This window comes from Limisphaera sp. 4302-co, assembly GCF_049537155.1.
Taxonomy (GTDB): Bacteria; Verrucomicrobiota; Verrucomicrobiia; order Limisphaerales; family Limisphaeraceae; genus Limisphaera.
This window is the reverse complement of the sequence record NZ_JBMVQZ010000023.1, coordinates 1-13,607: the sequence shown is the minus strand read 5'-3', so window position 1 is coordinate 13,607 and position 13,607 is coordinate 1. Positions and strand designations below refer to the sequence as shown.

The 13,607-nt window shown below is 65.4% G+C and carries 9 protein-coding genes and 1 pseudogene; 6 read left to right on the top strand and 4 right to left on the bottom strand.

Annotated elements, in window-relative coordinates; genetic code table 11:
• The 3 genes and pseudogenes from ACPDIX_RS14845 to bioD all read right to left on the bottom strand — a co-directional run.
• Positions 1 to 2,908, bottom strand: a pseudogene (locus tag ACPDIX_RS14845) (hypothetical protein); the annotation flags it as partial.
• 45 nt (positions 2,909 to 2,953) lie between these two features.
• On the bottom strand, positions 2,954 to 5,515 hold the full coding sequence (locus ACPDIX_RS14840; RefSeq protein WP_423432584.1) for a LamG domain-containing protein: 2,562 nt from the start codon (positions 5,513 to 5,515) through the stop codon (positions 2,954 to 2,956).
• 758 nt (positions 5,516 to 6,273) lie between these two features.
• Positions 6,274 to 6,990: a dethiobiotin synthase gene (gene bioD / locus ACPDIX_RS14835; protein WP_423432583.1), complete on the bottom strand. Its 717-nt coding sequence runs from the start codon at positions 6,988 to 6,990 to the stop codon at positions 6,274 to 6,276.
• 1,253 nt (positions 6,991 to 8,243) lie between these two features.
• On the opposite strand from bioD, the gene kdsB reads away from it, so the two are divergent.
• The 6 genes from kdsB to ACPDIX_RS14805 all read left to right on the top strand — a co-directional run bounded on the left by kdsB (position 8,244) and on the right by ACPDIX_RS14805 (position 12,984).
• A complete protein-coding gene (gene kdsB / locus ACPDIX_RS14830; protein WP_423432582.1) occupies positions 8,244 to 9,017 on the top strand; it encodes a 3-deoxy-manno-octulosonate cytidylyltransferase in 774 nt (257 codons plus the stop codon).
• A 7-nt stretch (positions 9,018 to 9,024) separates the two neighbouring features.
• Positions 9,025 to 10,635, top strand: coding sequence for a CTP synthase (locus ACPDIX_RS14825; RefSeq protein WP_423432581.1), 1,611 nt, complete (start codon positions 9,025 to 9,027; stop codon positions 10,633 to 10,635).
• Between the two features lie 69 nt (positions 10,636 to 10,704).
• Positions 10,705 to 11,367: an imidazoleglycerol-phosphate dehydratase HisB gene (gene hisB, locus ACPDIX_RS14820; protein ID WP_423432580.1), complete on the top strand. Its 663-nt coding sequence runs from the start codon at positions 10,705 to 10,707 to the stop codon at positions 11,365 to 11,367.
• A 38-nt stretch (positions 11,368 to 11,405) separates the two neighbouring features.
• Positions 11,406 to 12,023, top strand: a complete 618-nt coding sequence (locus ACPDIX_RS14815) for an RNA polymerase sigma factor (protein ID WP_423432579.1) — start codon at positions 11,406 to 11,408, stop codon at positions 12,021 to 12,023.
• Positions 12,020 to 12,496 (top strand): hypothetical protein, encoded by a 477-nt coding sequence (locus tag ACPDIX_RS14810; RefSeq protein ID WP_423432578.1) that lies wholly within the window; start codon positions 12,020 to 12,022, stop codon positions 12,494 to 12,496. Before ACPDIX_RS14815 ends, ACPDIX_RS14810 begins: the two co-directional genes overlap by 4 nt.
• A gap of 20 nt (positions 12,497 to 12,516) precedes the next feature.
• Positions 12,517 to 12,984: a hypothetical protein gene (locus ACPDIX_RS14805; RefSeq protein WP_423432577.1), complete on the top strand. Its 468-nt coding sequence runs from the start codon at positions 12,517 to 12,519 to the stop codon at positions 12,982 to 12,984.
• Between the two features lie 393 nt (positions 12,985 to 13,377).
• On the opposite strand, the gene ACPDIX_RS14800 is transcribed toward ACPDIX_RS14805, so the two are convergent.
• Positions 13,378 to 13,607: hypothetical protein (locus ACPDIX_RS14800; RefSeq protein ID WP_423432576.1), on the bottom strand; the 230-nt coding region annotated here is incomplete at its 5' end.

Here is a 13,607-nt window from a genome sequence, read left to right as displayed (position 1 = left end):
TGGTGCCGTAGGTCCAGGTGGTCACGCCGCCCAGGGCGTTGGTCTGGCGGATCAGCCGGCCGGCGGTGTCGTACTGGTTGCGTTCCAGGACCAGCGTGGTGCCGTCCCGGCCGGTGCGATATCGCACGAGCACCCGACCGGCCGCGTCCAGGCGGTTCGACCAGGTGACACCATTGCGCGTATGGCCAATGGGCCGCCGCAGCGCATCGTAGAGATAAATGGTGGTGACACCCTCCCGATCCGTCTGCGAGGCCAGGCCGCAGCAGTCGTAACTGAACGTCTCGGTGGTGTCGTCAGGGTAGCTCACCTCGGTGGGCCGGTGGAAGTCGTCAAAGCCCGTGTAGACGCGTTGCTGCAGCAGCCACTCCTGCCCGTTCACGATGCGATATGTCTGTTCGAGTGTCACCTCGCCGTGGGCGCCTTTCACAATGCGGGTACGCTGACCGTTGACGATGTTCGCAGGGGCGTTCGGGTCATCCGGCTGGCCGGTGCTCGTGGTTTCGGTGACGGTGCCGCCCTGTTCGGTCCGCTGGTAGAGCGTCACGGTGCCATCGGGATGATGCACCCGCACGGTGCGCCCGCTCTGGGGATCCGTTACCACGATGCTCTTTTCTGTCCGGCTGTCCTGAAGGGCCTGGGCGTAGGTTTGCCCGGGCACCGCCACGCGCAGGGTGACCGTGCCCGTCGGCGAATAGACAGTGTAGGTTCGGGCCACCTCCCACCCGTCAACAAGTTCCACCGTCGTGCGCGGTGTCTGCGGTTGGACCGACCCGTCATCGGCGGGGTCCAGTGGGGTGTAGTCGTACTGAACGGTCCGCCAGGTGCTCAGGTTCTCGTCGGGGGCCTGATCCAGGCGCCCCGAGCGGACCTCCAAGGGACGCCCCTCCGAGTCGTACTGGACGATCTCCTCCCAGCTCCCATCGGGCCGGACTGTCCGCCGCAGGGGCGGCCGATGGGCGGAGGGAACAAAAGGAATGGAGCCGGGGTCATGATAGGTGTAGGTGGTGGTCTGCGCGTCGGAACCGGCGCCGACCGTCTCCTGCACCAGCCCCTCGCCCCAACTGAACTTTTGATAAACCCACTCATGCTGGTGCTGGAGCTGGCCATTCGAGAGCCACTGCACCTTCAGCGTCCGCAGCAGCGAACCGTCCGATGCGTTGGTGAACGTCTGCCAGGAACGCCGTTCGGTCTGGCCATCGGGCATCAGCAGCGTCCACCGACCCTCCTGCTCGTCGTAGGTGTACAGCCAGACCCGCTCGGCTGCGCCCGGTCGGCTCTCCCGGATGCGCACCCGGTTGGTGGCCGTGCCGGCATCCGGGTTCTCGATCGTCCAGGTCACAATCCGGTTCGCCTCGGGATTCTGCAAAACATACCGGCCCAGTTCTGAATCAAACTGCGATGTGAGCGCGGCACGTTTGTAAAAGCTGATCTGGTAGCCGGCCCCGTTGCTCAGCGGATCCACATTCGCCACCGCCTCGGGGGCGACGACCTGCGACAGCCGGGTGCGGGTGACCTGCTGACCGCCGAAGGTCTCCGTCACGTCGACCGTGTAGTTCGACACGCCGCCCTGGCCATGCTGGCCGGTAAACAGAAGTTCGTAAACATCCAAGAGCTCCTCGAGGCCGCCGCCGTTGTAAAAACCGCCCGCATCTCCGCCGCCCTCGGCCCGGCCCATGCTCAAAATGAAGTGGGGCTCATGCCCACACTCTTCCGGATCCGTGCCGCAACTTCTGCAACCCATGCCGACCAACCCGCTTGCTCCAACGCCGCCTCGGCCGCCGCAGCCTCCACCGGAGCCGCCGGGCCCCGGTCCGTTGCCCGGCGGCGGCGGATCGCTCTCCACCCATTCGATGGTGAAGTCTTCCAGCCGGATCAAATGGAAGCCGCTGCTGCCATCGCTACAGCTACCCTGGACCCAGGATGGCAGATCGAGCACCTGCGAACCGTCCTGGGGAAACCACCACTCCGTGCCGGGCGCCTCAACCACGGCGCTTTGTTCCCGGCGGCTTTCGCTGGTTTTTCCGTCAGCAACCTGGTAGCGAACCTCGGTCCAGCGAATCCGGTAGCGTTCCCCCTCGATGGTTCCGCGCACGCGCGCCCGCCAGCGGCAGCGGGTCGCAGTGGCGCAGCTCTGGTCTGCCGCCAGTTCCACACTCGTCCACGGCGTTTGCCATTCCCCATCCGAATCGGAGGCAAAGTCGGGCAGGCGCTCCAAAGACAGGGCTTCCACGCGCTCTTGCAGTCGGGCGGTGGTGTATTCATCGGCCAACCAGGCGTGGAAAACGTTCGTGACTGCCTCGGTCGCAGAGAACAACTCGCTATTCGTACTGGCGTAATACGCGACAACTGAGATTTTGAGCAGGCAAGAATCCACGTCCTGGATGGTAATGGGATCGCTAATACTTCTGATGTAATCGTCCGCAAACACCGGCTCAACCGTGCATCCGGGTGGCGTTGTGCCATTGGTGTCCTCAATACACATGGTGGTAGAGACCTGGCCACCAAGGTTCCAGTAGTTAGTACGTTTGCCAAACCAGGACGAGGTTGACGTATAATACATCGTCAGCGGGTCGCACATATCCGGGCGGATGTTCCCGTTTTGATCCCGATCGGGGTCTACCACGTATGAGTTGGTCCACTGCCTGTGGTATTCGAGGTACGAGGTGCTGCTATAAGGCCTATTAAAAGCATGGCTCATTTGCCAGTCGCTGCCAGTCTGATACAGGGTGAGGTAATAGTGCTTCGGACACTCGTCGCAACTTGGGCCAGATACTGAAAGATATCCCACCTTGTCCCGGGTCGCTGTTCCGAACACGGCATGCGGCGTAATGCTGGGACACTGTGCGCGGGCGACCAGCTGGATGCCCAGCAGCCCCGCCATCGCCACCACCATCTTCAAGCTGCTCATACGCCCTCCGAGTCGCTTGTTTCCTTTCATCCGGCACCTCCCTTCTCACCACGGCCGCCACACCTGCAGTTGAACCTGTCCGGGGTCGGTGGCCGCTCCCGCCCCCAGCGGGTTGCGTCCCTGCACCACCTCCAGACCGTCGCCCACACCGTCGCCGTCGCTGTCGGCGCTGCCGGGATTGGTCCCCAGCCAGCCCTCCTGCAGATCGCTCAGCCCGTCATTGTCGCTGTCGGTCTTGCACACCCCGCCCGGCCCGCTCTGATAGAGCTGTTGCACCTGCGCCAGGCTCAGCACCGACCGGTAGATCCGCACCTCGTCCAACCCGCCCTTGTAGTAGCCGTTGAAGCCGCCCTGCGGATGCACACCCACCCGCACCGGATCGCCGTTGGCCAGACTGCCCGGCCGCACCGTCGGGTTGAACGTCATCAACAACGACCCGTCCACGTACAACCGGCCCCCGTCGGCGGCCTGCCGGTCCAGCACCCACACCACATGGTGCCAGCCGCCATCCCTCAGGTCCGACCCGCTGCTGATGAAATTGGCATACCCGCCCGCGTCGGCGATCTGCACCCCCAAACGACCGTTGATCAGAAACAGCTCCCAACCCAGGGCCGTGGACCCGTTCGGCGCCCAACGCTTGCCCACCAGGCTCATCACACCGTAGGTGGTCTGGTTCACCTCCGGCCGCATCCACAGCTCCACGCTCAACGGCTCGCCCACCCCCACGTCGAACACACTCTCGGGCCCGGCGTCCGCACCGTCGTCGGCACCGTCAAACAAAAACCCGCCTCCCACAACCGCCGCCGCATGGCCCAGCCCGTTGCGCAGCCGCAACGCATTCGTCCGCGCCAGATCCCACGGCCCTCCGTCCCCGGGCCACCACGCCACCAAACCAGCAGGCGCCGCCACACAACCGGGCCACACCTTGCCCGCACCACCGGCCTGATAAATCCCGAACACCTCCGAGGCCGACAGCGCCCGGTTGTAAACCGCGCATTCGTCCAAACGGCCGTTGCCGTACCAACCCCAGCCGGGCGCCGCGCCCAACGTCACCGGCTGGGTTGTCGTCACCAGCGTCCCCGCCGCCGCCACGTCCCCGCGCAACTGCCCGTTCACATACAACCGCAGCCGTTGCCCGTCCCAGCTCAGCGCCACGTGATGCCACTGATCCACCGCCAGCGTGCCCCACGCCGTCACGCCCACCCAGCCCGTCCCGCTCAAATTCACACCCCCTTCCACACGATTACTCCACACCACCAAGCTGTACTGCCGGCCACCCGGCCCATCCTTGCAAATGACAGGCAACACCCCGTACCACCCGGCAGACCGGCTGACCCACCCCTCAAGCGTCAGTCCGCCAGTCGGATTCAAACCCGTGGCGTTCGCCACGCTCAGATGGTTGCTGGGCATCAGCCCCAGCCCGCGCCCCACCGCTCCAGCCTCCCAATTGACCGTACCCTGCACCACCGCGGTATGCCCACCCACCACGTCGGCTCCGTCCCCGGCCAACGGCCACCAAGCCACACAACCGGCAGGCAACGGCACCGGCCCCACCAACAACCAGTCCAACACCAAACCCGGCTGCCGCTCCTCCAACCGCGCCAGCAACCGTACAGACTCCCCCGCCTCAGCCCCTCCAGCCACCGGCCCGATCGGCACCCGCCCGGGCTCCCACCGACCCGGCCGCACCGTCAACGCACCTGTCCCACGCACTCGCGGCAACCGCTCCAGCCGCTGCTTCACCGACACCAACGGCAACCGCTCCACCAGGTACTGTCGGCCATCCTCCCCGCGCACCCATTGCTTGGCCACAGGCACCCAGCCTCCCGCCTCCCCGTCCGGCCAACCAAACGCACGCCCGCTCACCAACCGCCACCCACCCAACTCCACAAGCTCGTCCTCCGCCTCCGGCCCCACCGCCCATCGCACCGGCACACGCTCCAACACCTCCGCCTCCACTCCCCACCACTCCGTCCACACCTCCAACCATGTCCGCCCCTCCTGCCACCCGGCCGGCAACCGATCCAACCAACCCTCCAACACCACGTCCTGTTCAACCCAGTTCTCCCCCACACGCAAACGCACCCGACCCCGCAAGCCCTCCAATGCATTCGTGTATATCACCACCCCATCCACACTCCCCAAACCCACACGATCCACAAACCGCCCCACCACCACGCTCTCCTCCCGATCCGCCTCGTACAACACCACAGCCACAGGCCGCGCCCTTACCGTCCGAGCCCCGGCCACCTCCCACTCCACCAAACCCTCGGCCGAACCCAGCCGACCCACACGCACCCCGTGCCGGCTGCCCAACGCCACACCGCGACCCCCCTTCAACCCCAGCTGCATCCGCGGCCGCTCCACCAGCTCCCAGCTCTCCCCGCCCACAGGCCCGTTGGTCACACCCGACGACCCGGTCACACGCCGCCACAACACAGCCTGCCCCTCATCCACCCATGGACCTTGTACGTTCCCCGGATCCAACTTAGCACCAGCCACCCGCCGGCCTTCGGCCGGTTGCCCCGAAAGCACCCCTTCCTGCGCCGCCAGCCCGCTCAGCCCCAGGACACTCACCACCACCGCCATCCATGCCATCGCTTTCATGCTCGCCTCCCCATCGCTGCGCTTCATCGCCACAACTCCGGTTCTCAACTTGCCTTGCCTCCCAAAAAGCCACTCCTTACACCCACTCCCGGCACGGGACAGAAGGCAAACCCTCAGTAAACAGTGCACCCACAGCATAACCCGACCGCTCAGTTTCTTACCCGGGTTCGCAACCGCTTGGGCTCTCCGCGGCCACCTACCCAAACATTTCCGGCCTCACGCACCGCGCCCTCTCTCACCCCTGTCCAAGCCAGCCGCATCCCACACCGCCCAATCGGAAAACTCAGCACCCACCCCACCCACCCATGGCGCACTGCAAAAGGTTCGCTCGGGAAAAAACCCAAAATGAATCGGCACAGCCGCCCGAAAAATCGGAGGGAAGACAGCAGCAGACAACAAACCCGGAAAACCCGCAGCCCTGAGTTCAGCCCGGCGTGGTTGTAAACCGGGTGGGTTGTGCACCGGGTGGGTTGTGCAACCGAGCTCAACACAGCCTCATGCCACGCCGAGTTCATGGGAACTGTCGCTGCTGTCTCTACCAGAACCCACCCACCCGTCAAGAAAAAATTTTCGCCGAGAAAACCAACAAAAACCATCATCACTCCTCCCCACCACCAAAAGGCGCGGCTTGGCCGGCGGGGCGGGATTGTGCAGAGGAAGGGTATTTGCGGGCACGACGGAGCAGGCTCCTGCAAAGCGACAGCTTTCACGGCTGCTCGGGATCGGCAGGGGTCACGAATCCTGAGGCGGTCTGGTGATCAACGGCCTTTCTTTCCTGAGTCCGGCGGGCGTCCGAGTTGGGTCTCCAAGGATCGGGTCAGTCGCTCCAAGATCGTCTCTGCTTTGCGGGGCAAGCCTCTGTTCAGCAGGCCGGGAAAGTCTCCGAGCCAGGGGAAAAGGTGGATTCGTTCGGCGGGCAGGTACGGCGCGAGCAGGTCGGCATGGGTTCGCGTCGCCGGGTGCGGTCGCGGCGGATTCATAAAGACCCACCAGGGCAAGGGCACGCCGGGTCGGTCGAGTGCTTCAGCGACGAGCCGGGACTGATTCACCGCGCCGAGCCGGTTGGGGACGACGACGATGGGAACGGCCTGCAAGGCGATCAACAGGTCGCGGTTGTCGAACCCGGGTCCCAAGGGGCTCAGGAGCCCGCCAGCACCTTCCACAACGACCCAGTCGAACTGGCCGGCGATCTGCTGCACGTGGCGGGCGACGGCGGACATGTCGAGGTCCACACCTGCCTGGCGTGCGGCTGCGGCGGGAGCGAGCGGTGGCCGGAACCACCATGGGTTGACCTGGTCGAGCGGCAGCACTCGATCTGCAGCTCTCCACAAGAGCCGGGCATCAGCCCGTCCGCCGGAGGCCAAGGGTTTGAGTCCGGCGACGCGCCGGCCCTGACTGCGCAGGTACCGGACCCACACCGTTGCGAGAACGGTCTTGCCTACACCCGTGTCGCTGCCTGTGACAAAGACGATCATGCCTTATTGAAACCGTGGGCGTCCTCCCGGGTGCCTCTGCGGGTCCTGTTTGGCAGAGGGTCCGGTGGCCCGGTGAGGTCCGAGGTTGCCTGGCAGGTTTCGGTGCGGGCAAGTCTGAGCGGTGAACGGCGGCGCATAGGACCTGTGCACCGGTGGGGTCATGGGGATTCGGTTCGGATCGTTTTGGTGTCAGGAGTGGTGGGTGGCGAGAGGTTGGGCGTGTGGCATCCGAGGCAAGGTCGCGTGGTGCGGAAGGAGGCGACGGCGAGTGGAGATGCCATGCGGGCGGGATGCCGACCGGTCCCGGCGATGGATGCACGGGTGACATGGCTTCTCCACGCGGTCCCGGTGGAGGACAGGCGCAGGGCTGGAGGCTCGTCGAGACGCGGAGTCATCCGAGTCCGGGCAGGAGGTAACGCTCAGCGTCCGGCCGAAGCACCTCCCGCGCGTCCTCCGGGACGCGGGATCATCCGTTCGGCTCGGACCCGGGCGGGTTCGACGGGCCGTCCCGGAGGGCGCGCTTGGGTCAGCGATGCCCGGGCGGGGGTTCGCATGCCGTCCCCTGCCCCGACGCGGCGGTGTCCGGAAGTGCGCGGCGCGGTTCGGTCTGGAGGGTCTTGTCGGTTGGGGACAGCAGCTGTTCCGGACGATGAGGGGGCGGCTTTGCGGGCACCTTGGAGCGTGCGTGTGCAGGCCCCGGTCATGCCGCTGCTCCATGGCAGTGATGGTCCGCGGAGGACCCGGCCGCCGGCGCTCCACCGGGGAGCCTGACAGGCGGAGTGTCTGCAGTGTGGGGGCGTCGCCGGCCCGGTAGGTGCGGGAGGCGCGTGGTTCGGGAGGGTTTGGCGCAAGGTTGTCCCGCGCAGGTGGCGCGGGGTATTTTGCGAAGAGGCATGGGATTCACGGGGCCGACGTTCCGGCTGCTTGCGAGGTCGCGCCCGCCCCCGCCTTGTGGCGCATGCCTGGCTTGGGGAGATTTTTCCCGAGGCTGCCGATGCCGGGTTCGCGGGGCACGGCGCCCGGTGCCGCGGGGCCGATTGACGGAGGGGACCGGGATTGGAGGCCACCCAAGGCGGATGTGGGACAACCGGCCATGCGGGCCGGGGGGCGTCGAGGCTGCACTTCATTTTGCTGGGTGCTCGAGGGCCGGCGGCGATCGCGCTTCGTTGCGGGTCAGGGTTTGGGCAGGCGGGGTGTGCGGGGTTTGATTTCTTCCGTGCGTCGGTGCGGGGGGTTGGATAGAAGAATGGGGCGTGAAAACGGTGGGCGTCATTCCTGCCCGATACGGCTCGACGCGGTTTCCCGGCAAGCCCCTGGTACGGATTGCCGGCAAGCCGTTGTTGCAGCATGTGGTGGAACGGGCCCGGCAGGCGCGGCGGCTGGCGGAAGTGATCGTGGCGACGGACGATGAACGGATTGCGCGGGTGGCGGAGGGGCTTTGTCGGGTGGCGATGACGCGTCGGGATCATCCGAGCGGGACGGATCGGGTGGCGGAGGTGGTTGAAGGTTTGGAGTGCGACGGGGTGGTGAACATCCAGGGGGATGAACCGCTGGTGGATCCCGGGGCGATCGATGCGGTGGCGGCGGCTCTGGAGACGGCGGAGATGTCCACTGCGGCGGCGCCGTTGACGGATCCGCTGGATTTGCACAATCCGCATGTGGTGAAGGTGGTGGTGAGCCGTTCGGGACGGGCGCTTTACTTTTCGCGGCATGCGATCCCGTTCGTGCGCGGGGCCGAGGGTGCGGCGGCGGTGGAGGTGTTGTCGCGTTTCGGTTTTCTTCGCCATCTGGGTTTGTACGGGTACCGGCGCGAGACTTTGCTCCGGCTGGTACGGTGGCCGGTGTCTGCGCTGGAGGAGGCCGAGAAACTGGAGCAATTGCGAGCGCTGGAAAACGACGTGGTGATCCGGGTGGTGCGGGTGGCCGCCTCGGGCGCCGGTGTGGACGTGCCGGAGGATGTGGCTCGTGTGGAAGCGTTGCTGGCCGGGGGCACGGCCGCGGACGCGGAGGGAACGACCGGGATTTGAAGGAGTCATGAAATACATCTTTGTCACGGGGGGCGTGGTCAGTTCGCTGGGCAAGGGGCTGACAGCGGCGGCCCTTGGGACGCTGCTGGAGAACCGGGGTCTGAAGGTGGCCCTGCAGAAGTTCGATCCGTATCTGAACGTGGATCCCGGGACGATGAGTCCCTATCAGCACGGCGAGGTGTACGTGTTGGATGACGGGGCGGAGACGGATCTGGACCTGGGCCATTACGAGCGGTTTACGCGGACGAAGCTGACGCGGTTGAACAATCTGACCAGCGGCCAGGTGTACCAGACGGTGTTGAACAACGAGCGGGAGGGGAAGTACCTGGGCAAGACGGTGCAGGTGATCCCTCATGTGACGGATGAAATCAAGAACCGGATCCGGTTGCTGGCGCAGCAGACCGGAGCGGATGTGATTATCACGGAGATTGGCGGGACGACGGGTGACATCGAGGGGTTGCCGTTTCTGGAGGCGATTCGGGAGTTTGCCCACGAGGTGGGCCCGGGCAATGCGATTTTCATCCATGTCACCTACGTGCCCTACATCAAGGCGGCAGGGGAGTTGAAGACGAAGCCGACGCAGCAGTCGGTGGCCAAGTTGCGCGAGATCGGCATTGCGCCGCACATCATCGTCTGCCGGTGCGAACGGCCTCTGGAGAAGGAGGTGCGTCACAAGATCTCGATGTTTTGCAACGTGCCGGTGGAGGCGGTGGTGGAGGAGAAGGACGTGGATCATTCGATCTACGAGGTGCCGTTGATGCTGCAGCGGGAGCGTGTGGACGATCTGGTTTGTCGGCTGCTGCATCTGGAGAGGCCCCCGGCGGACATGAGTCACTGGCAGGAGATCCTGCGAAAGCTGATTGCCCCGCAACACCGGGTGCGGATCGGGGTCGTGGGCAAGTACATCGGGTTGCAGGACGCCTACAAGTCGGTCTACGAGGCGCTCAGCCACGGCGGGATTGCCAACGACTGCGGGGTGGAGATTGTGCGGATCGAGGCGGAGGAGATCGAGAAGCACGGGCCCGAACCGTTGTTGAAGGATCTGGCGGGGATCCTGGTGCCGGGTGGGTTTGGCGAGCGGGGGATCGAGGGGAAGATTCGTGCCGTACAATTTGCCCGTGAGGGGAAGGTCCCCTACCTCGGGCTGTGCCTGGGGATGCAAGTTGCGTGCATCGAGTTTGCGCGGAACGTGCTCGGCCTGAGGGAGGCGCATTCGACGGAGTTCGATCCGGAGACGCCGCATCCGGTGATCGCGCTGCTGGACGAGCAACGTCGCATCACGCGGAAAGGCGGGACGATGCGTCTGGGGGCGCAGCCGTGCCAATTGAAGGTGGGCACGAGGGCGGCGCAGCTTTACGGGGCCTTTCTGATTCACGAGCGGCACCGGCACCGGTACGAGTTCAACAACGAGTACCGGGAGGCGTTTGAACGGGCGGGGATGGTATTCAGCGGCCTGTCTCCGGACGGGAAGCTGGTGGAACTGATCGAGTTGGGGGACCACCCGTTCTTCATGGCCTGTCAGTATCATCCGGAGTTTTTGAGCAAGCCGCATCAACCGCATCCGTTGTTCCGGGGTTTTGTGCAGGCTGCGTTGCTGCGGGTGCAGGCGGGCCGGTGAGTGCTCCCGCCGGGCAAGGATGGTTTTCCCCCTTGAGTCCGGGCGGGGGCAACTTCATAAATGCCTGCGATGAAACCTCGGCAGGCCCGTGTACGGCGGGAGACGCGCGAGACCCGGATCCTCCTGAGCCTGAATGTGGACGGGCGCGGGCGGGCGCGGGTCGAGACCGGCATCCCTTTTTTCGATCACATGCTGGAGCTGTTTGCGCGGCATGCGGTGGTGGATCTGACGTTGCGGTGCCGGGGGGATCTGGAGGTGGACGCGCATCACACGGTGGAGGACTGCGGCCTGGCGCTGGGGCAGGCGTTTCGGGAGGCCCTGGGGGACAAGACCGGGATCCGCCGATACGGCACGGGGTTCGACCCGCGCAATCCCTTCACCGGCGAGGCCTACGTTCCGATGGACGAGTGCCTGGCGAGGTGTGTGGTGGATTTCGGCGGTCGTCCCTATCTGGTCTGGCGGGGATTGAACGATCTGGCTTACGCCCGGCTGCCGGCGGAGTGGAAGCAGCAGGATGGTGCGTGCGCGTTCCGGTTCGGGCTGGCCCGTGAGTTTTTTCAGGCGTTTGCGAACGAAGCCCGCTGCAATTTGCATCTGGAGCTGCTGTACGGTGACGAACCGCACCACGTGGTGGAGGCGCTGTTCAAGGCCTTTGCCCGGGCGGTGGACCAGGCCTGCCAGAGGGATCCGCGTTTGGAGGGCATTGTTCCCAGTACGAAGGGCCGGTTGTAACCCGCTGAATAGCCGGAGGTTCTCCGGCGTCCAAACAGATGTCGAGCGACCGCGACCTTTCCTCGATGCCGGACGAGGCGCTGGTGGCTGCCGCCAAGAGTGGCGAGCTGGCGGCGTTCGAGGAACTGGTGGCGCGGCACCGTGACAAGGTGTATGCCCGTGCGCTGAGCATTCTGCGCAATGAACAGGATGCAGTGGATCTTTCCCAGGAGGCATGGATCAAGGCCTGGCAAAGGTTGCAGCAGTTCCAGGGCGATTCGAGTTTCGCCACCTGGATCACGAGGATCGTGATCAACCTCTGCCTGGACCACCTGCGACGGCAGAAACGTTCCGGGGCGGAGTCGCTGGAGGCGATCGAACAGGAGGTGGGAAACATCGAGCGGCTGATGCCGCCGGTGAGTTTCAATCCCACCGCCGGCCTGGAGCGGGCGGAGTTGCAGGCCCGGATCTGGGAGGCCATGGGCCGGCTGTCGGTTGCGCACCGGACGGTGTTGATTCTGCACGAGTTCGAAGGCATGGAATACCGCAGGATTGCGGAGGTGATGGGATGTTCGCTGGGAACGGTCATGTCGCGGTTGTTTTACGCCCGGCGTCGCCTTGCAGCCCTGCTGGCCGATTTGAAAAATGAACCGGATGCACCGAAAGATCCGTCATGACGCGTGAGGAAATGCTTCAAATCCAGGCGTGCCTGGACGGCGAATTGTCCGAGGCGGACCGCCGCGCCTGTGAAGACCGCTGCGCCCGGGATCCCGAGGCGCGAGCGTTGCTGGAGGGGCTGCGGCACGTCCGGGATGCGCTGAGGCACTTCGACGAGAGTGCCATCCGGCTTCCGGAAAGCCGGGAGTTTTACTGGTCGAAGATCGCCCGGGCCATCGAGCGGGCGGAAAGCGGGCCGGCTGTCGTCCGGGGCGGGTCCTGGGTGGAGGTGTTGCGGGCGTGGAGACGCTGGCTGGCGCCGGTGGCCGTTCTGGGGGCACTGGCCCTGGCGGTCACGTTGCGACAACCCGACTCGGCGCCCTCCGACTATCCGGAGCTTCACCTGACGCTGGCAGACAGCGCGGCCACCACCTACCGCGACGATGCGCGCGGTCTGACGCTGGTCTGGTTCACATGGCCCGCCGAGGAATGATTTCCCTGCTCCCCCACCCCATGAAACCCGTGGCTTTCTCAATCCGCAGTTTCCGGCCGGCCGGCCTGGCTGCCGCGCTTCTGGTGTGTTGCCTGGGCCTGTCTGCCCTGGCCGGCGAATTCAGATTGGAGGCGCAGCTCATCTGGGGAACCAACGACCCCAAGTCTCCGGATCCACGGCACAAGCCGGTCGAGGAACAGGTGGCCCGGAAGCTCAAGGAGCTTCCGTTCAAGTGGACGCACTACTTTGAAGTGAATCGGAAGGAATTCACAGTGTCCCAGCAGGAGCCGCGGACGGTGACGCTCAGCGAAGAGTGCGAGATTCGGGTGCGGCTACTGGAGGACGAGCAGGTCGAGCTGACCCTGTACGGCAAGGGCAAACGTGTGGGGCGCATCAGCCAAAAGCTTCCGAAATCGGAGATGCTGGTCCTGGGAGGGAACGCGCCCAACTACACCGCCTGGTTCGTGGTTCTGAGGCGCAAGGACTGAGGCGCGTAGGCTTCGTGTCATCAGCAGACCCACCGGCTGGCCCGGGCAGACGCCGGCCGGTCGGTTGAGCGCGCATCACAGGAGCGTTCCCGTCGGCGAAGCACGACCGCCGGACTTCCAGCCGTGCAGGAGACATCCTTGCGCGTTTGCGCCCCCGCCAGCAGCCCGGAAAACCGGTTGCGCGGCCGGAAAGGCGTCCGGCCAAAGTCCGAAAGCAAGAGGGCGCGCTCAGTCACAGCCGGGGCACATCAACAACCCGATGCCGAAACGGGCAGCGACGCGCGACCAGGGTCATGGGCCGCCGGCAAGGGATCTCCCCGACCCGGGTGGTTCTCACGCCGGGAGCGCGCCGCACTTGGCGCAACGGAGCAGGATGCCGCCGCTGCCCTGCCCTCAGCGCGCGACCACGCGGAAGAAGGCCTGTTGGGGAAACGCTTCCAATGGCACTTCCAGAGTGGTGAGCGCGTTGGTGACGGCAACCGGCTCACCCCAATCCTCCCAGGGCACCCCGGCTGCCAGGCTTGGGCGGACCTGGACCTGGACAGTCGTGCCGGGGGCGGCCGCGATCTGGAGTGCCAAGCGCAGCGGGCTCGGCAGCGAGACTGTCAGGATTTTGAGGTTGA